Source organism: Mumia sp. Pv4-285, assembly GCF_041320275.1.
GTDB lineage: Bacteria > Actinomycetota > Actinomycetes > Propionibacteriales > Nocardioidaceae > Mumia > Mumia qirimensis.
The window spans coordinates 185,240-209,859 of the sequence record NZ_CP162023.1 but is presented as its reverse complement, the minus strand read 5'-3'; the positions used below and the strand labels follow the sequence as shown (position 1 = coordinate 209,859).

Here is a 24,620-nt window from a genome sequence, read left to right as displayed (position 1 = left end):
TTGTCGCCGTGTCCCGACCCCGGCCCGCCACCTGGCGCACACAGTACGGCGCCCTGCTGGCTGAGACGCCTGCCCCGCGCCGCGTACGAGACGTCGCCCTGTACGCCGTCGCGGCGCTGGCGTTCGGCACCTTGACGGTCTTCGTTCTGCAGTACGCAGGGCCGACGTTCTTCAACGAAGGCCCGACCGCGCCGATCCAGTCCAGGCGCGGAACAGTTCCCGTGTGGCTCCCGTTCTCCGTCGGCGTCCTGATGGCCATCGTGTTCGGGGGTGGCGTGCTCGCGTCACTGTTCTCGTCGCGTCCGAAGGTCGTCCTTGCGCGGCTCACCCCCGACACCGTCGCGATCCTCACCGGCGACACGCTGAGCTCGCTGCCATGGAGTGACGTGGTCGACGTCCGTGCCGAGCTCGTCGACGGACGAGAACTCCTGGCGATCACCGTGCCGGTCGAAGGCGAGCCCACGACGTTGCACCTCGTCGGCCCCGTGGAGACCTACCCGTTGATGGCGGTCGTGCACCACTTCTGGCGCAACCCCAGCGACCGCGCCACTCTCGGCCGCCGCGCAGGCGACCGTACGGCGCAACGTGTCCTCACCGCCGTCGCCGCCGCCATTACGATCGCCGGCTAAACGGTCACGGTGCCAACTGCTCGGAACCATGAATCCTGGGCTCCGAATGCTCCGTCAGATCTGGCGACAGTATCTGTTCGATGACTCGAAGCATGCCCGGAGGTTGATAATTGTCGTCGGCCATCTTATCAAGAACGACCCCCATAAACGCCGAGTATTCCGCCTTGCCATCAAGGTATCTGTCGACAAACCTCTTCAGGATTGATCGGCCCGGCATATCGACGGACCACGATTGCTTCTCAAACGAGACCTCGAGAGACTCCCGGTAGTTCGCAATTCTTTCACGGAGCTGTTCGGTGTCCAACGCCGTCCGAATGTCAGCCAAGCGTTGCCAAGTTCCAGCCAACGCTGGTTCAATCGCTGTCACGGGGTCGACGTCGCCAGGACGTCCACCAAGGTTGATCGCGCGCCGAATCTCGGCGTTTAGATCCTGCCGCAAGATTTCCATGACGAGAGTATCGACAACTTCGCGCGCGGTATCTTCCAAAGCAGAGGCGACTGCCGCGTCATCCGCGAAATGCCCTGCGGAGCCCAGCGTTACCAGAGCGCGCCGAAGGTAAGTCGGAGAAAGAAAGTAATTCTCGATGTGATAGGCGTCCCATTCGAGGGCGTGCCCTTCCTCCAATCCGCTGCGCTCATGGTCCGAGTCCCGGTCGACAATCGCGTAAAATTTGTCCGCGAGCCCGGCGCCCTTCGCCGTTTCCGCAAGCACTCCGTATAGATCGCGTACTCGCCGTTTGCTACCACCGCTGACACAATTCACACGTTGGGCGAACTTTGGGAATAGTCGAGTCACAACAGTGACATCGAAGTCACTCCCCCCTCCGCCTTCAAAGATGGCCACCTTGGCATTCGGACGATACATTGCAAGGTCACCGACAAGAGAGACGATTGCGGTGTCCAGCTGGTCATCAGCCAAGATCTCGGCAGCTTGGTTTTCGGCTACATCGCCAACGGCCGTCGCTGGCGTCATGTGAAAGAGGTTATAGTTCGCGTTCCCCACGGCCTGCCGCAACAGAGTGTCTGAATGTGTCACCAGCCATAGCTGATTGTCGCGAGCACGACCAATATTTCGATGATAGAAGTCAGGAAACCCGCGCAACAGAGCCGGATTCAAATGCAATTCCGGCTCGTCGATCAAAATCATCGAGTGACGAGGCGTTGTGCTGCGAAGTCTAAGGTAGCCGTATAAAACCTCCTTCTCGCCAGAGCTGAGGTCATTGATATCGTGACTAGCGCCATCGACGGTGCGTACTGAGAATCGTAGGCCTCCTGAGCTTTCAGGTCGTACTCCCAGATACTCTTTGTCGGGGAAGAATGTGCGAAAGAGTTCTTGAAGCGTAGAGTCAAGGCCAGAATCACCCTCTGGTACAGTCCCGGCATCTCTAGCGATCAGGTCCCTAATATACGCGCCCGCCAACTCAGTCTTTATGTTCGAATACTTACCCTGAAGGTTATAGAGAGACATCTCACGGCGACTGTCCGAAGAATCATGGAGGTTTACGTTCACGCCCCCGAGAGTCTCGCGAGCGTAGTTTCTACTTGCGCCATGAAAATCAATGATCCCCAACTTCTCAGGACTATACGTCTGAAACAGCACCTCCGCCACCAGCGAGTGTCCGGGGCCGAGCCTCCCATCCGGGGCGATCGATAGTGACAGATTGTGCACGGTCTGTTGCAGACCTTCTCGAAGGAGAGCTGATTTGGTCGCAATCTCCTGATTGGCACGTTCCCCGTGTTGCCGGTACAGCGTTGCGAGCGCAGTCTGGTGATTCCGATACTCATCGAATTGAGGGCCTAACAACCCACGCCACACCACCGGCTCGATCAATGCTTCGGCTTCCTCATCGAGATACTGCCGTTCCTCAGCAGCCAACGACATCGAAGCAGAGATCTCGATGCTTCTTGAGGGATCGCGAAATAGCGACCTAACGTTGGAGCGGTCCCGGAGGTCGATTTGGAACTCGCCGAACCACTGCATGACTTCGTTCGCACTGTACCCACCGTACGCCGACTTGAGGAGCCGCGCCGCGTCCAAGACGCAGGACTTGCCACATCCATTTGGCCCAGCAATTACGACGAAGTCCCCAAGCTTCGACGCTTCGAAGGAGCGGATCGCTCGAAAGTTCCTTACTGAAAGGGAATTGAATCTCATAATGCTCCATCAGGGCGAAAACGTTCAACCACCATACCGCTCCTCGGTGGCCCCGTGGTAGAACTCATGCCTCGTGGGCTGAGGTTGCGGATTGATCCATACCGGGCGGGCAAGACGCAGCGGCACTCAATAGTTGGGGCGCGGTCATCCGCTCAAAGGACCACTCGGACGGTTTCCGATCCGCATCAAGGCGGACCGACGGCAACCGCCCGCCAAATCCGATCGCTATCCCTGACGGGTTACGGGCATCGACTCTGCCGGATGGCGTCGTCAGCCTCGTACCGCACTCTGACGGTGCGGTCGACACGAATCGAGCCGATCCTGAGGTCAACGACGGGTGCCGTGGGAGTGCGCTGACCGCCCCTCCCGCGGAGCAGGAGAACGGCGGATGGCGTTTGGCTAGGCGCGCAATGCGGGCACCGCAGCGGGCATCAAGCTCGGCGTAGGACGCGGATGGCGGCAGCGCCGCATCCATGGGACAACGCAGGTATGACTTCATCCCCCGCAGGCCCTGCCTTCGGTTCAGGTCTCGCATCGATCGCGCAACGCGTCGCGAGAAGCTCGGCATTCAGACCCCAGCGCGGTACATTCGTGGCCGTAGTGGCTAGGGAAGGGCGTTGAGGTGGCCGGGAAGTACGTGACGACGACAAAAGATGTGGGCCTACTTCGCCAACTGTACGAGGCGGGACAACTGAGCATCTCACCCGAGTTCCAAAGGAACGCCGTGTGGTCGCGCCCCGCGAAAGCGTATCTGATCGATACTATTCTTGCCGGTATCCCCATTCCGGTCCTCTATTTCCAACGCAGCGTCAGTGCGCAAACCAGCCGCGTTGAATATGCTGTTGTTGACGGACAACAGCGTCTCAACGCCGTCTTTCTATTCATGGAGAACCGCTTCTCACTCACAGAGTCACCTGAAGACGCTCCGTGGCACCGGAAGCGGTGGAAGACTCTGTCATCGGACGAACGCGAACGCATTCTCTCGTACGATTTTGTTGTGCAAGAGTTAAGTGGGTATGATCCCCGCCGGATTCGTGACATGTTTCAACGAATGAATAGATACGTTGTAGCGCTCAATCCTCAGGAACTTCGCCACGCCTCGCACGAAGGTGCATTCAAGATCCTCGTCGAGGCGATAGGATCCTGGCCTTTCTGGGTCGATCAAGGAATAGTGACTCGTCAGGCCAAGGACCGCATGAGAGCTGATGAGTTGGTAGCCGAACTACTCATCCTGCTAAACGAGGGCCCGCAGGACAAGAAGGAGTCAGTCGACCTCTATTACAACTCGTTCCGCGAAAGTTTCGAAGCAGGCCCGGCACTGCAAGGGGAATTGAAGGCGATTCTTGACGCAATCGGAACCGCCATACCCAACCTGCGCCAGTATCCACTTCTCAAGAGGCCAGTCAACCTGTATGCCTTAGTTGGCGCACTCAGTGAACTGCGCGCCGAGGACGAACCGCTCCCGAAACCTGACCTAATGCGCGAACGGCTGGACGCATTCAACTTGGGTCTCAATGCGTCGGAAGACGCCCGCAGGCCTGAGCACACACGATACATCATCGCCCAGAGTCGCCAGACTGACAACGTCAAACCTAGACGGACTCGGATCGACATTCTAAAGAACGTCATCCTCGGCAAGGTTTGACCGATGGGAGTTATGGCCGACGCCTGGCTGGAGAATTATCGGCGGAATTATTCGGTATTTCGAGACGCCGCGAAAGAGGTTAGGAAGCAGATCGAGGAGTCGATATCTGGTCGTCCCTTCTCCGTTCAGGTCATTGAGGCCCGCGCCAAAGACCCCGGATCCGCGGCCGAGAAGGTAGGTCGAAAGAAGTACGGCCGCCCTGGTCAGCAAATGGACGATATCTTGGGCGTACGGATCATCACGCTGTATGAGCACAACGTGGTCGAGGTCGCCGATCGTCTGCGCGCGGCCTTCGAAGTTGATGAGTCGCGCTCCGGCGACAAGACCAAGCAGCTTGGGATGGGCCAGGTGGGATATCGCAGCAGCCACCTCGTGCTCAAGCCGAGGAAATCGGGCTTGGGTCGAACCTCCCGTATTCTCGAGTCGACCCGCGTAGAGGTCCAAATTCGGAGCGTCGTCGCCCATGCATGGGCCGAGATCGAACACTCATTGAGGTACAAGATTGGCACTGGCGTTCCAAACGAACTGTTACGCAGATTCGATGCGCTGGCGGGCGCGCTCGAACTAATCGATCGCGAGTTCTCGGGCATCGAGAAGGCTATCGTAGACGAAATCTCTGAACTGTGTCGGCACTACTCCAGCGGACGAATGCTCTCCGACCCAATCTCCACCATCCAGTTGCTCGGCGTCATGGCGGCCGCTCGGCGCCATGCGGCGCCATTGGGTCCACACGGACTCGCGCTCGAGATAGAAGATGCGTTTCTTCTATCGAAATTGCTTCGCGCTTCAGGAATACTGACCGTTGATGATCTCATGTCTGCCCTTGCTTCGCCCGATTCGCAGGCGGTAATCCGCAGATACGCGGAGTCGGACCCGGCAGGTTATTTGCCAGAGAATGCCTCTGCGTTCGTAACCATTGGCGCCATTATCGGTCTGCGACGGCCCGAGCTGTTAGGGTCTACATCAATCGGAGGCGATCCTCGACTGATTTCTGCCTTTGAGTGACGAGGCGTGAGGGCTACTACGCGGTCTTCCCAGCCGGGTTTGGGTGCAATTATTGAAGATTTCGGACGTCCGAGAGAGTAGGCGCAAAAGCACGCCCACGTGCGCGCGGCCACTGAATGGATGACAATTGTCGGAAGACGGGCCGTTGCTAACCTCCTAGTTGATGCTGTACATCCGATTGCCCTGGCTCAGCAGAAGCCACCCTCGCGGAGCGCATCAACTCACGCCATATCCGATACGCGCATGGCACATTTCGAAGGCCGCGTCATTTCCGCAACACTTCGTCAAGGACCCGTTGAGATGCTCCAGACAGTCAGAACGTCTGGTCTGCAATGCGTCGAGGCATTCGAATGGCGAGCGGCTCGAGCTCGACCAGAACCGCCCCCCGCGCGCACCTCCCTGCTACGTTGGCCACAGCGGGCAGCTTGCCGGCTATCAGGGAAGACTTCTTGTCGACCGTCCGGCCTTCCACGGCCTCTTTCGTTTCTGACGCCTCCTCTGAATGACCTCGAGGAGACTCATGTCCCCCACCATTCCCTGCTCTGACGCCGCCGACTCCTACCCCGAGACGATGCCCGGAACGCCCGTCGCGCCGCCGACCGGCACCTCGGCCATCGTGTACTGCGAGGGGCAGTTCGGTGAGCAGGACGGCAAGACGGCGAACGGCCTCGTACGTCACTCGGAGCGGTACGAGATCCTCAGCGTCATCGACAGCATGCAGGCCGGCGTGGACGCCGGGTCGTTCCTCGACGGCACCCCCGCGGGCATCCCGGTGCTCGCCGACCTCAGCGAGGCCATCGCGCACGCGGGCTACGTCCCCGACTACCTCATCTGCGGCGTGGCTCCGGCCGACGGGCTGCTCTCGTCCGCCCAGCGCGTGGTCCTTCTCGACGGCATCGCTCGCGGCATGCACATCATCAACGGGCTCCACGAGTTCTTGAACGACGACGCCGAGTTCGTCGCCGCCAGCCTCGTCGCCGGCGTGACGATCACGGACATCCGCCGCCCGAAGGAGAAGAAGGACCTCCACCTCTTCTCCGGGCGGATCTTCGACGTGACCTGTCCCCGCATCGCCGTCCTCGGCACCGACGGGGCGATCGGCAAGCGCACGACGGCGACCCTGCTGGTCCAGGCACTGAACGCCCGCGGCATCCACGCGGTGATGGTCGGCACCGGCCAGACGACGCTGATCCAGGGCGGCAAGTACGGCGTCGCGCTCGACGCGCTGGTCCCTCAGTTCTGCTCGGGCGAGGTCGAGAACCAGGTCGTCGCCGCGTTCGAGGGCGAGAACCCCGACGTGATCGTCGTCGAGGGTCAGGGCGCACTCAGCCACCCCGCCTACCTGACCTCTGCCCACATCCTGCGCGGCAGCCGACCCGCGGGCGTCATCGTCCAGCACGCACCGAAGCGTGACGTCCTCGGCGACTTCCCGATGGTCCCGATGCCCTCGGTCGCCAGCGAGGTCGAGCTGATCGAGGCGTTCGCCGACACCCGGGTCATCGGCGTCACGGTCAACCACGAGCAGATGGACGACCGCGAGATCGGTGATGCGATCGACGCGATCGAGCTCGAGCTCGGCGTACCGGCGACCGATCCGCTGACCCGCCCGCTCGACCAGCTCGTCGACATGGTGCTGCTGTCGTTCCCCGAGCTCGAGGCGACCTCAGCCTCGAGCGTCCGGTGACAGCACCCCGGCTGGACATCGACCTCGGCGCGGTCGCGCACAACACGCGCACGCTCGTCGAGCGCCTCGCGCCACGAGGTATTCGGGTCACCGGCGTCTCCAAGGCTTCGCTCGGTTCGCCGAGCGTCGCCGCGGCGATGCTGAGCGGAGGGGCCGGCGGCATCGGCGAGTCGCGGATGGAGAACGTCGCGCGACTGCGCGCCGGTGACGTCCACGCGGCGTTCATGCTGATCCGGTCCCCGATGCTGAGCCAGGTCGACCGCGTCGTCCGCGACACCGACCTCAGCCTCAACACCGAGGGCGTGGTGCTTGACGCGCTCTCGGCCGCTGCGGTCAGACAACGCACCACCCACGACGTCGTCCTGATGGTCGAGCTCGGTGACCTGCGTGAAGGGGTGCCCGTCGACGAGGTGGTCGACCTCGCCGCCACCGTCACGCGCCGGCCGGGCCTGCGGCTGGTCGGTCTCGGCACCAACCTGGCATGCCGAAGCGGCGTCGTACCCGACCAGAACAAGATGGACGAGCTGTCAGAGCTGGTCGAGAAGGTCGAGGCAGCCGTCGGCGAGCGACTGACCGTCGTGACCGGTGGCAACTCCGCCAACCTCGACTGGGCGTTGGCGACCAGCGACGTTGGCCGCATCGACGACCTGCGTCTGGGCGAGTCGATCCTCCTCGGTACGGAGCCGCTGCAGCGGCAGCCGATCGACGGCCTCCGTACGGATGCGTTCACGCTCGTCGCCGAGCTGATCGAGGTCAAGACGAAGCCGGCGCAGTCCTGGGGTGATCGTGGTCAGACCGCCTTCGGCCACGAGCCCGACCGCGGACGCCCGGGGCTCGTCCGACAGGCGATCGCAGCGATCGGCCGACAGGACATCGACCCGGACGGACTCGTCGCACCACCGGGCATGGCGGTGCTGGCGGCGAGCAGCGACCACCTCGTCATCGATGTCGGCGACCACGACGTCACGGTCGGCGAGGAGGTTTCGTTCGGACTCGGGTACGGCGCCCTCGTACGGGCGATGACGTCACCGTTCGTCACCAAGCACGAGCACTAGCCGATCTGTTCGGCGAGCGCGACGACGATCCCTTCGGGTCCGCGGACGTACGCCATGAGCCAGCTGTTCTCGTGCTGGCCGATCCCACCGACGAGTCCGTACCCGTCCGCGGCCAGTCTGTCGACCGTCGCGCGAAGCTCGGTGATCTCGAAACAGACGTTTCGCAGCCCCAGCTCGTTCGCCATCGCGGTGGGCGATCCGGGCACGTGGTTCGGCCTGATGAATCTCCCCAGCTCGAGCGCGGTTCCTCCGCCCGGCGGCCGCAGCATGACCACCTCTGTCCGCGAGTTCGGGATGCCGCAGACGGTGTCGAGGAACTCGCCTTCGATGAACGTGCGGCCCTCGACCTCGAGACCCAAACCGACGAAGAACGCCACGGCCGTGTCGAGGTCGTCGACGGTGATCCCTACGTGGTCGAACTGCTTGATGCGTGCCATGCCTTCATCCTCCAACGCTGGACTGTGGTCTTGCCCAGGGGACGCAGCCGCGACCGCGTTCTCGACATGCGCGCCGCAGCAACACGGCAGGTAGCCACCGCCGGTGTGATGATGGGCTGACGCTGAGCACGGCAAGGCCAGGGAAAGGTACGAGGGGGCGCGATGTTCAACTTCTGGACCGTGGTCTACCTGATCTTCATCGGCATCGTCGCGGGCTACCTCGCGCGGCTGCTGGTGAAGGGGTCCGATCCGATGACGTGGTGGCAGACCATGCTGCTCGGGATCGTCGGCTCGTTCATCGGCGGCTTCGGCGGATATCTCCTGTTCGGCTGGGACGAGGACGAAGGCTTCTTCCAGCCGAGCGGCCTGATCTTCTCGATCCTCGGCGCCGTCGTCGCGCTGCTGCTCTGGCGGCTCATCCGTGCACGCACGTCGCGAGCTGAGGGCAGTCGGGGCTGACGCGGGTCGTCGGCGAGGGTTCTCCGCGCTGTAGCGTTCACTCGGCCGGACCAGAGATGACCGACGCGACTTCGCTGACAAGCTTCACGATTCGTGCGGCGTCTGTTCGGGACGGATCTTGCTCCGGGTCGTAGATCGCCAGGCTCCAGCCGACGCAACCGCCCGCGCCGACCGCCGCGGTGAGCAGTCTCGTCAGACCGTCCCAGCTGAGGCCGTCGGGCTCGCCGGGCGCACCTGGCACTCCTTGTGCGCCGAACTCCTCAGGATCGAGCACGTCGAGGTCGACGTGAAGCCACCATCGCGCCGCCGTCGAACGGAGATGCTGTACGGCGTCGCGCGCGCTCTCTTCGGGAGCTGCGGACGTTTCCCTGCAGTCCCTGAACCACACGCCGTGGTCCCGCAGGGAGCCGACGTTGAAACGCTGACGCCAGGCTTCGTCTCGAGGACCCAGGACAGCAAGATCGTCTCGGACGAGCACCCCGCGCGAGCGTGACAGCGGACCCGTCAGGAGGCCACCTGTCAGACCGAGAAGGATCCCGATCTCGGTGTTGGCCGCCTCGCCGTCCTCGGACACGTCGAGCGGCATGGTGTCCTCGTGGCCGTCCACGAAGAGCAGACCAACCGGCCCGAGGCTGTCTCGCAGCGCAGGGACACTGCCGAGCAGTGTCGTGCAGTCTCCGCCGTGCACGAGCGGGAACCGGCCCTCGTCGATCGCCCGGCGTACGGGTTCCCCGAGGCGCTCGACCATCGCGACGAGGGCTGTCTCGTTGATCAACGACGTCGCTGCTCCCCGGCTCGGGTCCGGAGCAGGGAGCGCAAGGTCCCCGTGATCGACGACGTGATGCGTCCCGAATGCGTTCCCCAGGCCGGCTGCTCTCAGAGCTTCCGAGGCCGCTGCCTGGTTGCCAGGGCGTCCGTAGCCGTCGAACGGCACCCCGATGAGGTCGTACCCGTCCATCAGCGCATCGTCACCCACGACTCCCTTAATCGCCACTGGCAGGACAAATGTCGGCCGCGCACGAGCCCCTGCGGTGCGACCATCCCGCTGACTACACGCTGATGCCTCCGTACGGAGGCGAGACCCAGCGGGGCTTCGCGCCGACGGACGAGGAGATCGAGGAGACGAGCCGGTTCTTCGAGTCGGGAGAAGCGCGTCTCGACGTCGTCGAGTCGTACGTGTCGGGCAACCTGGCGGTGCTGGTCGCGGTGGAGCGACAGCACGGGGTTGTCGGCGGGTCCGAGGACCAGGACTGGTCGCTGCGCGTCACGCTCGTGTTCCGACGTGCGGGCGACCGGTGGGAGCTGGTCCATCGGCATGCGGACGCCTTGGTGCACGAGATCCCGTGGGACCTGTTCAGGCAGATCGCCGCCGGAGACGTACGCGGCTGACGTCCGCGTCAGTTGCGCGACTCCGCCCATCCCTCGGCCACGAAGCGCGTGGCGTCAGCCGGCCGCTGACCGTTGAACAACACGCCGACCGGATCGGCGGCGAGCACACCGTCCACGTACACACCCCTCCCACGAGACGGAGTGGCGCGGAGGCCGGTGTAGCTCCAGCGCAGGTGTGTCGCGCCGGTGGGCAGAGCTGCGTCCGCCTTCAGCCACTGGCGTCCTTCGAAGCCGGAGAACGTGCCGTCGGTAGACCAGCGGGTGTGGCCTGCCTTCAGATCGAGAGGCACCAGCTGCCACGTCGCCCCGCCGTCGGTGGAGGCCTCGAGTCGCCCGATGTCGTAGTCAGCCTCCGTGTCGTACCAGAGTCGGAACGCCAGCCGCGACCCGTCCTGTGCCGGACGGGTGAGCGGAGCGGTCAACGTGTGCGTCGTGGAATCCGGCCGCCCGGAGAACCACGCCGTACGACCCACGGCCGGCTTCACCGGGATGGCACGGCCGACGTTGCGGGCGATGGACTGCCGGGCACCGTTGTTCGAGCCCCAGGCGCGGTTGGGATGGACGCGGTTGGTGAGCAGGATGACGATCGACTTGGACAGCGGGTCGATGACGACCGAGGTCCCGGTGAACCCAGTGTGCCCGAACGTCACGGGTGAGTCGAGCGACGCCATGTAGAAGGGCTGGTTCAGCTCGAACCCGAGTCCTCGGCGGGACGTGATCGCGGGCGGAATGCCGACGTTCTGGTCGGTGATGGCCTGCCGCATGATGTCCTCGGAGAGGATCTTCTCCTTCCCGTACTCACCGCCGTTCAACAGCATCTGGCTGAAGACGGCCAGGTCGCTCGCGGTGGAGAACAGGCCGGCATGTCCCGCGACGCCGCCCAGAGACCAGGCATTCTCGTCATGCACCTCACCGTGCACCATCCCACGGCCGATCGACGACATGTCCTCGGTCGCCGCGACACGGTGGAGCAGCGACTCCGGTGGGTTGAACATGGTGTCGGTCATGCCCAGCGGCTCGGTGATGCGATCAGCCACGAGCTGGTCGAGGGTCTGGCCGGTGACGCGTTCAGCGAGCTTGCCCAGGGTGATCAGACCAAGGTCGGAATACACGTACGCCGTGCCCGGCGGGGTCAGGAGGGTCTGCGCATAGACGGCCGCGGTGCGCGCCTCCGGAGTCGGGTACGCCGAGTAGAGGTTGACCCAGCTCCGCAGGCCCGAGGTGTGGGTCAGCAGCTGCCGGATCGTGACTGCTTCCTTGCCGTTCTGGGCGAACTCCGGGATGTACTGCGCCGCGGGAGCGTCGAGGTCGACAACGCCCTGGTCCACCAGCTGGAGGATCACCACGACCGTGAACAGCTTCGTCACCGACGCGAGGTCGAAGAGCGTGTCCTCGGTCGCCGGGATCTGCTCGTCCTCGGGCAGCTCGGTGCCGTCGGCCCTCGCGTACCGCACCGCGTCGCCCACCGCGCCGTGCTCGACGACGACGCCGTCCTTGGCCACCAGCGCGACCGCCCCGGCGTACATGGGGAAGTTCGGGTTCTCCGGCGTGGTCTCCAGGTAGGTCGCCAGATCAGGCATGATCCGGGCGATGTGCTCCGGCAGGAGCCCCACATCCTCCGGATCACCCGCGCGGAGCTTGCGGTCGGGGGAGAACTTGACGTCCTCCCCGGTCACGGTCGGCGGTCCGGTCTGCGGGCCCTGCGGGTCGGCGGCTCCTGCCGGCATCCCGAGTGCTCCGATGACGACCGCCCCCGCCAGTGCTGCTCCCCAGCTCGTACGACGCATGAGTCTTCCCCGTCCTAGTGCCGGCCGCCGCGGATGTGGTGGTAGATGAGGTACTGCTTGCGCTTCTTGCGGAACTCGGCGAGATCGTCCTGCCAGCCGTCGACGATCTCGTCGACGTCCCCGCCGGCGTCGATGACGAGGCGGGCGCGGTCGGTTCCGGTGAGCTTGTCGAGCCAGAACGACGTGACGTCCTGGCTGCGCCAGCGGTACTGGGGGAACACCTCACGCTGCGTCACGATCATGGCGAGCCCTGTCTTGATGGCGTCGAAGGCGTCGCGGTCCTCGACGTACACCTGGACGCCGCCGCAGACCTTGTTGGCCTGCTTGGAGATCGTCGGCGTGAAGTACGCCTCTCGGAAGCGCACGCCTGGCAGCTCCCGGGCATTGAGCGCTTCCGCCCAGCGGTGGTCGATGCCCGGCGCGCCGATCAGCTCGAACGGCCTGGTGGTGCCGCGCCCCTCCGACAATGCGGTGGCTTCGAACAACGCCGTACCGGGGTAGACGGTCGCCGTGTCGACGGTGGGCATGTTGGGCGACGGCAGCACCCAGGGGAGACCGGTCTCGTCGAACCACATGTCGCGGAACCAGTTCCGCATGGGTACGACCGTGAGGTCGACCTGCTTGCCGATCGCGGGCGGCAGGAACTCGCCGTTGAAGTACTGGGCCAGCTCGCCGACCGTCATGCCGTGCTGCTGACTGATCGGCTTCAGCCCGACGAACGTGGAGTGCTCCGGGTGAAGCACCGGGCCTTCGGCCTGCACGCCGGTGATCGGGTTCGGGCGGTCGAGGACGACGAACCTCAGGCCGAGCTCCGCGGCCGCCTCCATGGCGAGGTACATCGTCCAGATGTAGGTGTAGAAGCGAGCACCGACGTCCTGGATGTCGAAGACCACGGTGTCGATGCCGGCCTCGGCGAACTGCTCGGACATCCGGGCGGCGTCGTTGTACGCGTTGTAGACCGGCAGGCCTGTCTTGGCGTCGATGAAGAACGCCTGCCCCTCCCCGGCCTGGGAGACACCACGGAACCCGTGCTCGGGCCCGAAGACCGCGACAAGGTCGACGTCCGGGCTGGCCGCGAGCACGTCGACCTCATGGGTCAGGTCGCGCAGGATGCCGGTCGGGTTGGAGATCATCCCGACGCGCTGTCCGCGCAGCTCTTGATAGCCCGAGGCGGCCAGTGTCTCGAAGCCGGTGCGGACCTTCGGGCCACCTCCGTTGCTCCCTGGGCCGCTGGTTCCTAGATTGGCCGCGGCTGCGGCAGCCGCCGGACCGCCGAGGACCGGCACGCTGGCCACCCCCAGCATGCCTGCGAGGACATTCCTACGTCGCATGGTTTCTCCCCTGCTTGGGTGATGAGAAAACGGTTTCCATAACGAGGTGCCAGGGTGGAACTAAATTTCACAACTGCCGCGAACCTAGTCCTGCGGCTGTGATCCGGTCAAGAGGTGACCCTGATACCTCTTCCCCAGGAGCGGCGAGTTAGGTTAACCTCAGCAAACTAAGGTTGGCCTTTCTTATCGGAGCGTGCCGTGATCGTCTGTCAGTGCAAGGTCGTCAGCGACCAAGCGGTGGATGCCGCCGTGGCCGCCGGCGCGCGCACCGTCGGCGCGGTCTGTCGGGCCACCGGGGCCGCGCAGGACTGCGGAGCCTGCATCTTCAGCGTGAAGGCGCTCGTCTGCCGGCACGAACGCGAGGAGTACGCGCTCCTGGAGGCCGACGGCGCGGCAAGCTGACCCGAGAACCTCGCACCATCCGGCTTTCCGGATGGGCTTTGGTGTGCCAGCATCGACGTCACAGTCGTCGCATACCGGAGGTGGACGGTGCAGCCCAAGAGCCCGCGGATCGTCGAGCTGCTCAATGACGCACTCACCTTCGAGCTGACGGTCACCAACACGTACTTCCTCCACGCCCGGATGCTCGACAACTGGGGCTTCGGCAAGCTGGGCAAGGTCTTCTACGACCTGTCCATCGACGAGATGAAGGATGCCGACGAGCTGATCAACCGCATCCTGATGTACGACGGCCACCCCAACGTCCAGCGGCTGAACGCGATCACCGTCGGCGAGACCGCCGAGGAGATGCTCCGGCTCGCCTACGACAGCGAGAAGGCTGCCGTCGCCCAGTTCAACGCCGGCGCTCAGGAGTGCCACGACCTCGGCGACCACGGCACCGCTGACGTCTTCGAGGACATGGTCCGCGACGAGGAGCAGCACGCCGACTGGTTCGAGAGCCAGCTCGACGCGATCGAACGGATCGGCATCCAGCAGTACCTCGCCCAGCAGGTGTCGTCCGGCGAGGGGCCTGGCTGATCTGCACGCCGCCCCACCGCCCCGCCACCTTCGGAAATCATCGCGCTTGCGTTAGTATTTCCTAAAGGTGGTGATCCGATGGAGATCGTTGTCTCCGAAGCGGCAGAGCGCCTCGACGTGAGCCCTGCCCGTGTGCGCCAGATGCTGCTCGCCGGCGACCTCGTGGGACGTCGGGTCGGTCGTGACTGGATGGTGTCGGCCGAGGACGTTGCACGCCTGCAGGGACATCGCCGTCGCCCAGGACGCCCGCTCGGTCCGCTGCGTTCGTGGGGTCTTCTCGATCTCCTCGAAGGCGGCGAGGCGTCGTGGCTGTCGTACTCGGCGCGCAGCCAGGTCCGCGGATACATGTCCCGACTGAGCGATGCAGACGCCGATCAGTGGCGAAGCATCCTGCGCGGTCGCAGCCGCATCGTCCGCGCCGTCGCCCACCCGGCCGCCGTGCCCCGACTCCTTGCCCGACCCGACGTCCATCCCGCGGGGCCGGACGTGGCGGCTCGCCGCGCCTTCGACCTCGTCGCACTGGAGAGCCAGGTCGAGGTCTACATCGCCGAGGAGGATTGGTCGGCCGTGCGCCGCGCACTGGCGCTCAGAGACGCCAGCGCGCTCGAACCCCCCAACCTGATCGTCCGCATCCCGCAGCGGGTGTGGCCGTTCGCATCGGATGCCGGCATCTCGGACGCGGCACTCGCGGCCGACCTGCTCGAGGCGCCCGAGCCGCGAGCGGTCCGGGCTGGCCAGCTGCGACTGGACGAGCTCTCTAGGGACTGGCAGAGCGCATGAGCATTGTCATCACGCTTCCCCCGATGCCGGCTCCGGTCGACGAGCTGTGGCGGGTGCTCCTCGATCTCCACGACCGGATTCGCGTCCCTTGGGCACTGGTCGGCGGGCAGATGGTGTTGCTTCATGCTCTTGAGCACGGTCAGGTCCCCCCGCAGATCAGCCAAGATGGCGACGTCGTGGCCGACATCCGCGCCGACCCCAACGCACTCGCTCGGGTCGTCGAGGCGCTTCAGAGCCTGCAGTTCCAGATGGATACCCCGAGCGCCGACGGTCTGGCCCATCGCTACATCCGGCCTGCCGAGCCTCGTCCGGTGGTGATCGACGTCCTCGCTCCCGAGGGCCTTGGGGCTCGGGCGAACCTGACGACGACACCTCCCGGCCGGACAGTCGAGATTCCCGGTGGCACGCAAGCACTGGCCCGCACCGAGATCGTGACGGTCGTCCACGATGGCCGAAGCGGCCGGGTGCCACGACCGACACTCCTTGCGGCGATCATCGGGAAAGCAGCAGCCGTGACGTTGCCGGACCCTCAACGTCACCACCGAGACCTGGCGCTCCTGTGCTCGCTGGTCGAAGACCCCTTCACGCTCGCCGACGAGCTGACCAAGAAGGATCGCCAACGACTTCTCCAAGCCAAGGCACTCCTCGACGACACACACGCCGCCTGGGCCCTCGTGCCGGTCGCGGTGAGGACACAGGGGCAGATTGCGCTCGGCATCCTGACCGGTTGATCCGCGCCTCCCTACGGCAAGAGGGCCAGTCCGTCGATGCGTACCGGCTTCCCCTTCGTCACCGCCTTGATCGTGATCGCCCCCGAGAACGCACGCCGCGGGAGCACGACCACCTGGCGGTGACGGGTCGCGCGCCCACTCAGCGTGACGCGCGCGACCCGGCGCTTGCCGACGAGCACGTCGACGGTGCCGCAACCCCTGCACCGCGTGACGACCAGCGCGACCGCCCCTCCGCGAGTTCGTCCGGTCTTGAGCGTCGCGCCCTTGCGGGTGGTCGTCGAGATCGTGCGCTGCAGGTACGCCGCACCCTTCGTACGCTTCCACCCGGTTGATGCCTTGAGCGCACGATCGTCGTACGGCGCGCTCATGCACACTTGCGTGCTCCACGCGGACACGTTGCCCGCCCGGTCACGCGACCGCGTCGAGAAGCACGCCGTCGTTCCGGCCGCCACGGTGCGGGCCAGCGATGTCGTCCGCGACGCCTGCCAGCCCTTCGGCACGGACCAGCCCGACGTCGCTCCCGAGCGGGCGACTGTACGGACGCGCGTGTCGTAAGAGGCGACGCCGGAGCCGACGTCGGTCCCGGCGAGCCGAACGACGGCTTTGCCGTCGAGCGTCACCGGGGTGGTGCGGGTGGCCTTCGCGGACGGCGCCCGCTTGTCGATGCGCAGACCGCGTACGGGTCCGGCCGTCGCGCAGTTGCCGACCTTGTCACAGACGCGCCGCGTGCCGGTCGAAGCGTTCGCTGTCGCCGTGCCGGCCGCGACCGAGGTCCGCAGGACGAACGCGCGGTCGGCGGCGTTCGCGAGCCCGCTGCCGCTGTCGGTCGCGGAGCACGAGATCGAGGCGTCGGTGCGCGACCAGGCTGCCGACGGTCTCGCGCACGTGATGCTCGGAGCCGTGTCATCGGCGGCCACGCCCTCGCCCCGCAGCGGGACGGTCACGTCTCCGCTCGCCGCGGGCACGACGAGCGACGCCGTACGCGTGCCTGTCACCGTCGGCGTGAACTCGACCGACACCTCGACCGACTCGCCGGCCGCGAGCGTACGAGGCAGCGTCCCGGCGTCGACCGCGAAGTTCGCCGCGGCCGCACCCTCGATGCGCGGCGACTCGACCTCCACGGCAGCGGACGACTCGTTCGTGAGCGTCACCTCCTCGGGACCGGAGCTGCTGCCCACCTCGACCACACCGACGTCCAGGCTGCTCGGTGAGGCCACGACGCCGGCCGTCCGTGCGGCTGCCCCGGGATGCGCGATGAAGTATCGGAGCTCACTGCCGTACTCGCCGACGCCCAGGATCGACCCGTCGTCAGCAATATCGAGGGCGCCGTGAAGCTGGAACCAATCCTGACCGGGTGCGAGCAGCGCCTCAAGCCGCCAAGCCTTTCCCGACGTGTGGACGAATGCCCGCAGGTCCTGCGTGCGCCCGACGAAGTCACCGACCGCATTCACCGACGCGGCGCTACCCGGTCCCTCCTCGATGACGGTCCGCTTCCCGTCCACGACCCGCAGCGGGCGGCTCATCAGCTCACCCGCGATCGCGCCGCTGTCCGCGACGTCGAGAGCCATCGACACGTCGCCGGGGTCCATGCCGAGCGAGTCGATCCCGCCCGTGTCCCAGCGGACGGCGTTCTCGCGGCCGAACCGAGAGAGCGAGTAGCCGACGATCAGTCCGTCGTCGTTGATCGCGGTCGCCGTGCCGCCTGCCGCCGGGTGGGTCGGATCGAGGTCAGGCAGGAGCGTGACCGTGCCGTCGATCCAGGTCGCCGCTTTGTTGTACGACCGGCCGACGACGGTGCCGGCGTCGTTGAGCGCCGAAGCCACGAAGTTGTCCGGCAGGCGTACGGACGCGCCGTCACGCCACAGGTACGACACTCGGTCCAGCCAGTAGACGATCTCGCCGTGGGCATTGACGCCGAGGAGGTCGAGGTTGTCCGACGCCACCGGCAGAGTCGTCGTACGTCCTGCGTGCTCGAGCGTGATGCGGCGCGTGTCCGTGCTGTCACGGCTCAACATCGCGATCGTCTCGCCGTCGCGGACCGCGAGAACGACATCCTTCGGCAGCGGCTCGAGCGTGTAGACGAGCTTTGCCCGCACCGCCACCGACGCGAGGTCGTCCTCGAGCGGGTCGCCGTTGTCGGGCACAGAGTCGCGGTCGTCCTCACCGGCCGCGACGACCTCGGCCTCGACGTCCAGATCGGTCTCGGCACGCGTCACGCGTACGGCGAGGTCGAGCGTGGCGGAGGATCGCTTCGCCAGCGAGGGGATCGTCCACGTGCCCGAGCCCGCGCCGTACGAGCCGTGGCTGGGCGTCGCGGAGACGGGGACGAGGCCCTCGGGCAGCCGTACCTCGATCTCGAGGTCGGTCGCCGGGAGCGGGAAGGAGTTCGAGGCGGTCACCCGGACCGTCGTCGTCGACCCGACCGGCGGCTGCTCGGTCGGCGCGGTCACGCCCACGGACACGTCGCGGTCGGTGATGTCGTCGACGCAGGCGTCGCCGATGCCGTCGGCGTCCTGGTCGTGCTGGGCAGGGTCGGCCTTCAGAACGCACACGTCGGCCGCGTTCGGGACGCCGTCGCCGTCGCTGTCGGAGGCGGCTGCGAGCGCCGCTGCGTCCTCGACGTCCTGCCCCGACCGAGCAGCTCCGGCACGCGCGGCGACCGTGGCGGGCACGCCCTCGGTCCGGTACCAGCCCGAGCTGCGCATGTCGTACCGGAGGTTCGCCCAGTCGTCGTGACCGGCGAGCGGGATCGATCGGATGGTCTGGCAGTCCGTGCCGCCGCGTCCGTCGGCGGCGATACCCGCAGCCACACCGGTCTGCGCGGCACCGCCGACCTGGTTCCAGTCGATGGCCCAGATCGGCGACCCGCTGCGCCAGACGCACTCGCCCTTCGCGGCGTCGTACCAGCTGAAGGCGGTGGCCGACCAGCGCCGGGAGATCTCGGCCTTCGTCGCGGCCGACTCGTTCGCCGCGATGCCGGCGGCCTCGTCGAGGTTGTTCTCGAACAAGGTCGGGAGCTTCCACCGCGAGTAGTCGAGCGGACGGTCGGGCGTCGAGCCGAGGAGCTGGAAGGTGTAGTTCATGACGCTGAGGTAGTTGGGCTTGTTCTGGACGTCGTCACCGCCGCCGTGGTCGAGTCCCAGGGCGTGGCCGAGCTCGTGCATGAAGGTGCCGGCCTCGACCTCGCTCTTGCACCACTCGAGCGTGACGCAACGGCTGAGCGTCCCGCCGACGCGGATGACGTCGTCGTCGTCCCAGCTGCCGATGCTGACGAGGACGTCCTGTCCGCCGAGGTCCGAGACGCCGGAGGTCCGCGGGGACTCGTCGAACCGGTGGGTGAACAGCGCATAGCGATAGATCAGCCGCTTCGCCCCGAGCACCGCGTGGCAGCGCGGGCCCGTGCGGTCGGCCTTCGTCCCGAACGCGCCGTCGCAGAGGTCGCCCGGCGTGCCGTCCTTGAGGTCCCAGTAGTCGTCGTCGTCGCCTGACCCACGCCCCATCACCAAGATGTCGCCGCTGTGCTCCACGGCGTCGTCCGCGCGCCCGGCGGCACCCGGTGAGAGGTGTAGCGCGATGCCGTTGTTCGGCGCGAACTCGTACGCCTTGACGACCCGTCCGAGCGCGTGCGTGGACGGGCGGTCCCTGTGCAGCGCGCCCTCCATGTAGTCGACGTCCACGAACACGTCGGGCTTGGTCGGGTCGGCGTTGTACGGCGCGGCGTTGAGCGGGAGATCGACCACCCGGTCGCCGTCGTAGTCGATGCCGCTCGTCTCCCAGCTGTCGCAGATCGCGTCACCGTCGTCGTCGAGCGTGCCGTCGCCGTCGGTGTCGAGGCAGACCATCGAGACCTCGGAGGTGGAGCCGTCGGAGGTGGTCGCCGTCGCGGAGTACGTGGCGTTCGCGGTCTGGTCGCCGGCCAGCTCGAGCACGAAGTGCGCGCCGGCCGCGGTCGGGTAGGAGGTCGCCTTGCCGACCCACTCCTTTGCCGTCCCGAACCCGCTGACCGGTCCTGGGCCCGCCGCCTTGTAGACGTCGACGACGGCGCCCTTCGGGTCGGGGGTGGTGAGCACGCCGGTGACGAACGTCTTCGCCTTGACCTTGTCGTACGACGCGGAGACGCCGACCGGGAAGTTGAGCAGTCCGTTGGGGCCGGTGTCGGCGTCGGCGGCGTCGTTCGGGGTCGGGCCGGCGGTACCGAGGTCGATCGGGATGCCGCCGTTCTTGTCGGTGACGTTGCCGCGGACCGTGACGGCGGTCGTGGCGTCGTCGCCCTCGATCGCGACGCCGGCTCCGGTGTTGTCGGTGATCATGTTGCACGCCGCGGCGCAGCTGCCGGGGGTGATCGCATCGGTCGACTTGGAGCCGATCGTCACCTTGGTCGCACCGCCGTCGACCTTGACGCCCTGGCTGCGGTTGGGTGCGCTGGCCCCGCTGGGGAGGACGCCGACGGTGTTGGCGGCGACGGACACGTGGGACGAACCCCGTACGAGGATGCCGACGCTGTTGGCGACCACCAGGTTGCCGTGGCCCGGCGTGCCGACGTCGTGGCCGCTGCCCTTCTCGACCCAGATGCCGACGCCCTGGTTGCGCAGGGTGCCGGTCTTCGCGAGGTTGGCGCCGACGGTGTTGTCGGTGATCGTGCTGGCCGACATGCCGTGCGCGACCACGATGCCGTCGCCGTCGTTGCCGGAGACGAGGTTGCTGCGGACGTCGCCGTACGCGCCTGCGGTCGGCGCCGCGGCTTCGGCGGTGAGCTTGATGCCGGCGTTCTTGTTCGGTGCGGTCGATCCGCCGGTCCCGTCGGTGCCGACCCTGTTGTTGAGGATCTCGAGCGGGTTGCCCGTGTGGCCCCCGACGGCGAAGATGCCGCCGCCGTCGTTCCCGGAGACGACGTTCGTACGCACCGACGAGCGGCGGTCGCGGACGAGAAGGACGCCGACGCCCTTGTTGGGCACCCGCGTCGTCGTTGCCCCCTTGGCGAGGCCGATGGTGTTGTCGCTGATGTCGTTGTAGCCGCTGTCGGCCGTACGGATGCCGTCACGCCCGTTGCCGGAGATCGTGTTTCCGGTGACCTTCGCGTACGCGGTGGGGACGCTGGGGTCGCCGGTCGCCGAGAGGCGGATCCCGTCGGAGACGTTGTCGAGGGCTGCGGTGCCGGCCGCGTTCGTACCGACGAGGTTGTCGGCGATCAGATGGGGGTCGGAGCCCGCGAGGCCGGAGGCCCAGACCCCGGTCTCGCCGTTGCCGGAGATCAGGTTGGACTGGATCGTCACCTTGGCGGCGGTGATGGCGGCGATGCCCTGGCTTCGGTTCGGCAGCTTGGCGGTGCCCGCGGCGTTGGTGCCGACGCGGTTGCGCGAGATCACCGTCCCCTTGGCGGCACCCGCGACCTCGATGCCGTGGGAGACATTGCCCGACACGAGGTTGCCGTCGGCGTCGGTGGTGCCGCCGATGCGGGTGTCGAGGGCGCCGCTGAGGAGGCTGATGCCGAGAAGGTTGGCGACGGCCGCGGTCCCTGTGGCGTTGGTGCCGATGCGGTTGCCGGCGATGTCGTTGCCCTGCGCGGCGGCGCCGTTGACCGTGATGCCGGACTTTGCGTTGCCGGAGATCACGTTGGCGCTGGCGGAGGTGCCGATGACATTGTCGGGGGACTTGTCGATGACGATCCCGAACGTGTTGCCGCGCGCGGTTGTGCCGTCGGGGGCGATCCCGACGTAGTTGCCGGTGACGAGGTTGCCACCAGGACCGGAGACGAAGATCGCGACGTCGAAGTGGGTGAGGACGAGCCCGGAGACCGAGCTCGTGCCGGCGGCGAGGCGCAAGCCGTCACCGTTCGTGCCGACGGTGTCACCGGCGAGGTGGACGATCGGCGTGGTGCCCGCGCCGGGCTGGCTGAACCCGTCGATCGTCACCGGGTCGATGATCTGCGGGAGCTCGGAGGTCGGCGAGATCGTGACCGGGCCGGAGCCGATGGCGAAGCGGATCGTGTCCGCGCCCGCGCTGGCGTTGGCTTCTTGGATGGCGGCGCGGAGGGTGCAGACAGCGCCGCTCGCCTGGCTCGTACGGCACTGGCCGTCGCCGGCGGTGGCGTCAGCGTGGTCGGCGGTGGAGGTGACGACGTACGGGTTTGCCGCGGCGGCTGGTGCGGTGGTGGCTGCGAAGGTGCCAACGACTAGCGCCGACGTGGTGGCGAGCATGAGCGCAGCCGTGCGCGCAGCGCGAAGCATCCTGGTGTTCCCCCGTGTGTGCGATCCGCCGAGTACGGATCGGAGCCCAGCCCTTCCCCCGAGGGGCTGGGTGTGGAATGACCGTACGAGGGCAGGGGTTCAGCGGAGGTTGAGTTTGTGGACGTTGGCGTTGAGCGGCGCTGGCGACCAAAGTCCCTGACGGCGCGGATCGCACCGTGTCGAAGCGAGCGGCGGCTCATTCTCGGCCCTCGGTTGAACAGGTGCGCGAACCGGGCACAGAGAGTCTGGCTCGGCCGCTCCACAAGCTGCTATTGGCTACGCTGACGCATACTTCTTGAGCACCTGAATCATGTATCGAATCTGAGTTACGGTGTGTTCCGGAAGAGGATCTGGATTGAAATGCACCAAGTCATTCCTGATTTCACGAAGTTCCGACAGCCGCGCAATAAAGGTCGCCCGGTCCAACGGCCAACCAAGGGTGGACCAATGAGTTCCATTCCGGAGCATGTATTCGTAATCTCCCATTGTAAGCTCATCATAGGTCTGCAAGTTACGGCCGCTATCACCGGCACACGTGGAGCGCACTTCGTCCATCGTGAAGTTGTCCGCAATAACCCGCCGCAGCAGTTGATCCAGTTCGCCAATAAGGAAGAAGGGGGTTGCAAGTTGACCATAGGCGCGCACAACGTCGGTGGTCGTAACGATTCCAGTCACCTTGTTTGTCATATCCTTCACGAACACGAAATCCTCCGACTCTAGTATGCGGAGTACATCGATGAGCTCGGTGTCGTACGACAAGGTTGTGGCGCTGACCACCGCACCCGCCAAACCGCCCTGCGGATGGACGTGACGTTCGCGAGCGATCGACTGCCAGGTGACAGCGTCGGGCACTGACCGGCGGCCCGTCATTACCGCAAGCTGCGAATAATCGTTAAGGAGCATCCGAGTGATCGCTTCTTCGTATGTCGCCTGCGGCGTTATGGCCTCCACTCCAAGGTTCGCGGAGGGGATGTTACCCAACGTGAGGCCCACGTCCGCATCATTCTCCGGAGACTCCGGGTCCGCTTCCTCACTCGCCCCAACGAAGGCTTCTTCGTTCTCGGTGGGTCGCTCAACCACCAATACGTATGAGTCAATCCCTATCTTCAAGAAGTGCGGTTCGGTCGTCAGTCCGTGGTTATCGAGATCTGCGGCGAGTTGCTCGCTGGCAGCCTGCGTTCTACCGCTTGCACCCCACAGAGACAAGAGATCGCGGACCCGAATTTCAATGGGAGAGCCATCCTCAGCTAGTCGGCGAGCGTTACGCAAGAAGTCGTAATGCGATTGCCACTTCGGCACATCTCCGTCACCAGATTCGTGTGATCTCGCGACCCCCGCAACGCGATCCAACAACCGCTGCCGGAGATCGTCCAAGAATTCTCCGTCAGGCGCGACCTGCCACGCGTGCCACCCGTCCAAGGACCCGCCAGCTGCAACGATTGCCGCACGGGATGGCGACGCGAACGCTCGGCCGTCCGGCAGTGCGAGTTTTCCATCCTCGGTGACGGTGGCGTGATAGGTCATTCCAAGACGCGGCCGTTTGAAGACCAGCCCCGTTCCGGGTTCGAGCAGGCTCGCGCTGATCAGGTCGGAGATCAGCACCCTGCGGCCCTTTAGGAGGTAAGCGTCTCGCGGTTCGTTCTCGTCCACGGAATTCTCCACTCGCCAAATTCAAGCGTGCCATGCAAGTTCGAACGTACCCGCCGAGAAACTGCGTGTCTCGTGTCGGATGCGATTTGGGCTCTCATTCCCGCAACGATGAGAGTCCTGGTAGCACCGAGAAAGTACCCCGACGCGTTTCGTGACCAGACAATTCGGGCAGCGTTCGACCCGGGCGAGGTCGGAACGAGAGCAGCTGGTCGCATCGACCGTGGCCTTGCCGCTGGCATGCGCAAAGCTCGGTAGGAATCACAGCTCGACTGCCTCCGGAATCAGAATGGTGACACGGGCGCGAACCACGCCGGACCCGTCGTCCTTGGCCCAGATGCGCGCAGTGCCTGTGACGAGGTAGCCGCCGCGTGCAACCACAGCGAGAGGTTCGGCATAGTCCGGGGCGAGCGTCGCGGGCAGGTGCCCAACCTGGTGTCCGTCGATTGCGACAGCGACGGCGTGGCGGTCGTGCGGGTTCCACGGCTCAGGGATCAGCACGCACATTGCGTCGTTGATTTCGATTCCCGCGCCGGGGATCGGAAGCCCACGTCCTCGGAACACCTTCTTGATGCCTGCAATGTGGTGGGTCTCTCCTGCGACCTCTACCTGTTCATCGAGCGGCTCGCGAAGTGATTCCAACTCGAGCTCGGCCAGCATCTGCGCGATCGACGGCATCAC

Annotated in this window: 19 protein-coding genes; 11 read left to right on the top strand and 8 right to left on the bottom strand. The window is 65.7% G+C overall.

The window, feature by feature from the left end; all coding sequences use genetic code 11:
- Window positions 1–8: 8 nt before the first annotated feature.
- Window positions 9–629: a hypothetical protein gene (locus AB3M34_RS00960; protein WP_370617209.1), complete on the top strand. Its 621-nt coding sequence runs from the start codon at window positions 9–11 to the stop codon at window positions 627–629.
- A gap of 4 nt (window positions 630–633) precedes the next feature.
- On the opposite strand, the gene AB3M34_RS00955 is transcribed toward AB3M34_RS00960, so the two are convergent.
- Window positions 634–2,610 carry an AAA family ATPase gene (locus AB3M34_RS00955; RefSeq protein ID WP_370617208.1) on the bottom strand — a complete coding sequence of 659 codons (1,977 nt, stop codon included), beginning with the start codon at window positions 2,608–2,610 and terminating at the stop codon, window positions 634–636.
- A gap of 796 nt (window positions 2,611–3,406) precedes the next feature.
- Between AB3M34_RS00955 and AB3M34_RS00950 the strand changes: the two genes are divergently transcribed.
- From AB3M34_RS00950 to AB3M34_RS00935, 4 genes are all read left to right on the top strand, one after another.
- The gene (locus AB3M34_RS00950) at window positions 3,407–4,429 is read left to right on the top strand and encodes a DUF262 domain-containing protein (RefSeq protein WP_370617207.1); all 1,023 of its coding nucleotides are present in this window, start codon (window positions 3,407–3,409) and stop codon (window positions 4,427–4,429) included.
- Window positions 4,430–4,441: 12 nt separating this feature from the next.
- A complete protein-coding gene (locus AB3M34_RS00945) occupies window positions 4,442–5,434 on the top strand; it encodes a GTP pyrophosphokinase (RefSeq protein WP_370617206.1) in 993 nt (330 codons plus the stop codon).
- A gap of 520 nt (window positions 5,435–5,954) precedes the next feature.
- Window positions 5,955–7,118, top strand: a complete 1,164-nt coding sequence (locus AB3M34_RS00940) for a DUF1611 domain-containing protein (protein ID WP_370617205.1) — start codon at window positions 5,955–5,957, stop codon at window positions 7,116–7,118.
- Window positions 7,115–8,173 carry an alanine/ornithine racemase family PLP-dependent enzyme gene (locus tag AB3M34_RS00935; protein WP_370617204.1) on the top strand — a complete coding sequence of 353 codons (1,059 nt, stop codon included), beginning with the start codon at window positions 7,115–7,117 and terminating at the stop codon, window positions 8,171–8,173. Before AB3M34_RS00940 ends, AB3M34_RS00935 begins: the two co-directional genes overlap by 4 nt.
- Here the strand turns inward: AB3M34_RS00935 and AB3M34_RS00930 are convergent.
- Complete coding sequence (locus tag AB3M34_RS00930) at window positions 8,170–8,610, bottom strand: VOC family protein (protein WP_370617203.1); 441 nt, start codon at window positions 8,608–8,610, stop codon at window positions 8,170–8,172. The genes AB3M34_RS00935 and AB3M34_RS00930 overlap by 4 nt on opposite strands.
- A 162-nt stretch (window positions 8,611–8,772) precedes the next feature.
- Here AB3M34_RS00930 and AB3M34_RS00925 point away from each other — a divergent pair, with 162 nt between their 5' ends.
- Window positions 8,773–9,069 (top strand): GlsB/YeaQ/YmgE family stress response membrane protein, encoded by a 297-nt coding sequence (locus AB3M34_RS00925; RefSeq protein ID WP_370617202.1) that lies wholly within the window; start codon window positions 8,773–8,775, stop codon window positions 9,067–9,069.
- A gap of 37 nt (window positions 9,070–9,106) precedes the next feature.
- Here the strand turns inward: AB3M34_RS00925 and AB3M34_RS00920 are convergent, their stop codons facing one another.
- Window positions 9,107–10,045 (bottom strand): arginase family protein, encoded by a 939-nt coding sequence (locus tag AB3M34_RS00920; RefSeq protein WP_370617201.1) that lies wholly within the window; start codon window positions 10,043–10,045, stop codon window positions 9,107–9,109.
- A gap of 29 nt (window positions 10,046–10,074) precedes the next feature.
- Between AB3M34_RS00920 and AB3M34_RS00915 the strand changes: the two genes are divergently transcribed.
- Entirely contained in the window at window positions 10,075–10,458 is a 384-nt protein-coding gene (locus AB3M34_RS00915) for a nuclear transport factor 2 family protein (RefSeq protein WP_370617199.1), read from the top strand.
- Between the two features lie 8 nt (window positions 10,459–10,466).
- Here the strand turns inward: AB3M34_RS00915 and AB3M34_RS00910 are convergent, their stop codons facing one another.
- Both AB3M34_RS00910 and AB3M34_RS00905 read right to left on the bottom strand, forming a co-directional pair.
- Window positions 10,467–12,245, bottom strand: coding sequence for a serine hydrolase domain-containing protein (locus tag AB3M34_RS00910; RefSeq protein WP_370617198.1), 1,779 nt, complete (start codon window positions 12,243–12,245; stop codon window positions 10,467–10,469).
- 14 nt (window positions 12,246–12,259) lie between these two features.
- Window positions 12,260–13,576, bottom strand: a complete 1,317-nt coding sequence (locus AB3M34_RS00905) for an exo-beta-N-acetylmuramidase NamZ family protein (protein WP_370617197.1) — start codon at window positions 13,574–13,576, stop codon at window positions 12,260–12,262.
- 198 nt (window positions 13,577–13,774) lie between these two features.
- Here AB3M34_RS00905 and AB3M34_RS00900 point away from each other — a divergent pair, with 198 nt between their 5' ends.
- The 4 genes from AB3M34_RS00900 to AB3M34_RS00885 all read left to right on the top strand — a co-directional run bounded on the left by AB3M34_RS00900 (window position 13,775) and on the right by AB3M34_RS00885 (window position 16,065).
- Window positions 13,775–13,978, top strand: a complete 204-nt coding sequence (locus AB3M34_RS00900; RefSeq protein WP_370617196.1) for a (2Fe-2S)-binding protein — start codon at window positions 13,775–13,777, stop codon at window positions 13,976–13,978.
- Window positions 13,979–14,065: 87 nt separating this feature from the next.
- Entirely contained in the window at window positions 14,066–14,554 is a 489-nt protein-coding gene (bfr, locus tag AB3M34_RS00895; RefSeq protein ID WP_370617195.1) for a bacterioferritin, read from the top strand.
- Window positions 14,555–14,632: 78 nt separating this feature from the next.
- Window positions 14,633–15,334 carry a helix-turn-helix domain-containing protein gene (locus tag AB3M34_RS00890; RefSeq protein WP_370617194.1) on the top strand — a complete coding sequence of 234 codons (702 nt, stop codon included), beginning with the start codon at window positions 14,633–14,635 and terminating at the stop codon, window positions 15,332–15,334.
- Window positions 15,331–16,065 (top strand): hypothetical protein, encoded by a 735-nt coding sequence (locus AB3M34_RS00885; protein WP_370617193.1) that lies wholly within the window; start codon window positions 15,331–15,333, stop codon window positions 16,063–16,065. Before AB3M34_RS00890 ends, AB3M34_RS00885 begins: the two co-directional genes overlap by 4 nt.
- Before the next feature lie 11 nt (window positions 16,066–16,076).
- Here AB3M34_RS00885 and AB3M34_RS00880 read toward each other — a convergent pair whose 3' ends face one another.
- The 3 genes from AB3M34_RS00880 to AB3M34_RS00870 all read right to left on the bottom strand — a co-directional run bounded on the left by AB3M34_RS00880 (window position 16,077) and on the right by AB3M34_RS00870 (window position 24,617).
- Window positions 16,077–22,292, bottom strand: a complete 6,216-nt coding sequence (locus AB3M34_RS00880) for a right-handed parallel beta-helix repeat-containing protein (RefSeq protein ID WP_370617192.1) — start codon at window positions 22,290–22,292, stop codon at window positions 16,077–16,079.
- 276 nt (window positions 22,293–22,568) lie between these two features.
- On the bottom strand, window positions 22,569–23,942 hold the full coding sequence (locus AB3M34_RS00875; protein ID WP_370617191.1) for a CBS domain-containing protein: 1,374 nt from the start codon (window positions 23,940–23,942) through the stop codon (window positions 22,569–22,571).
- A 258-nt stretch (window positions 23,943–24,200) separates the two neighbouring features.
- Window positions 24,201–24,617, bottom strand: coding sequence for a hypothetical protein (locus tag AB3M34_RS00870; protein ID WP_370617190.1), 417 nt, complete (start codon window positions 24,615–24,617; stop codon window positions 24,201–24,203).
- Window positions 24,618–24,620: the final 3 nt, after the last annotated feature.

What these genes read in the sequence shown, in the direction of transcription:
- AB3M34_RS00955 (WP_370617208.1), bottom strand. Translation starts at nt 2,610, where the DNA reads ATGCAGTGGTTCGGCGAGTTCCAAATCGACCTCCGGGACCGCTCCAAC.
- AB3M34_RS00945 (WP_370617206.1), top strand. Translation starts at nt 4,442, where the DNA reads ATGGCCGACGCCTGGCTGGAGAATTATCGGCGGAATTATTCGGTATTT.
- AB3M34_RS00940 (WP_370617205.1), top strand. Translation starts at nt 5,955, where the DNA reads ATGTCCCCCACCATTCCCTGCTCTGACGCCGCCGACTCCTACCCCGAG.
- AB3M34_RS00930 (WP_370617203.1), bottom strand. Translation starts at nt 8,610, where the DNA reads ATGGCACGCATCAAGCAGTTCGACCACGTAGGGATCACCGTCGACGAC.
- AB3M34_RS00925 (WP_370617202.1), top strand. Translation starts at nt 8,773, where the DNA reads ATGTTCAACTTCTGGACCGTGGTCTACCTGATCTTCATCGGCATCGTC.
- AB3M34_RS00915 (WP_370617199.1), top strand. Translation starts at nt 10,075, where the DNA reads ATGTCGGCCGCGCACGAGCCCCTGCGGTGCGACCATCCCGCTGACTAC.
- AB3M34_RS00910 (WP_370617198.1), bottom strand. Translation starts at nt 12,245, where the DNA reads ATGCGTCGTACGAGCTGGGGAGCAGCACTGGCGGGGGCGGTCGTCATC.
- AB3M34_RS00905 (WP_370617197.1), bottom strand. Translation starts at nt 13,576, where the DNA reads ATGCGACGTAGGAATGTCCTCGCAGGCATGCTGGGGGTGGCCAGCGTG.
- AB3M34_RS00890 (WP_370617194.1), top strand. Translation starts at nt 14,633, where the DNA reads ATGGAGATCGTTGTCTCCGAAGCGGCAGAGCGCCTCGACGTGAGCCCT.
- AB3M34_RS00885 (WP_370617193.1), top strand. Translation starts at nt 15,331, where the DNA reads ATGAGCATTGTCATCACGCTTCCCCCGATGCCGGCTCCGGTCGACGAG.
- AB3M34_RS00880 (WP_370617192.1), bottom strand. Translation starts at nt 22,292, where the DNA reads ATGCTTCGCGCTGCGCGCACGGCTGCGCTCATGCTCGCCACCACGTCG.
- AB3M34_RS00870 (WP_370617190.1), bottom strand. Translation starts at nt 24,617, where the DNA reads ATGCCGTCGATCGCGCAGATGCTGGCCGAGCTCGAGTTGGAATCACTT.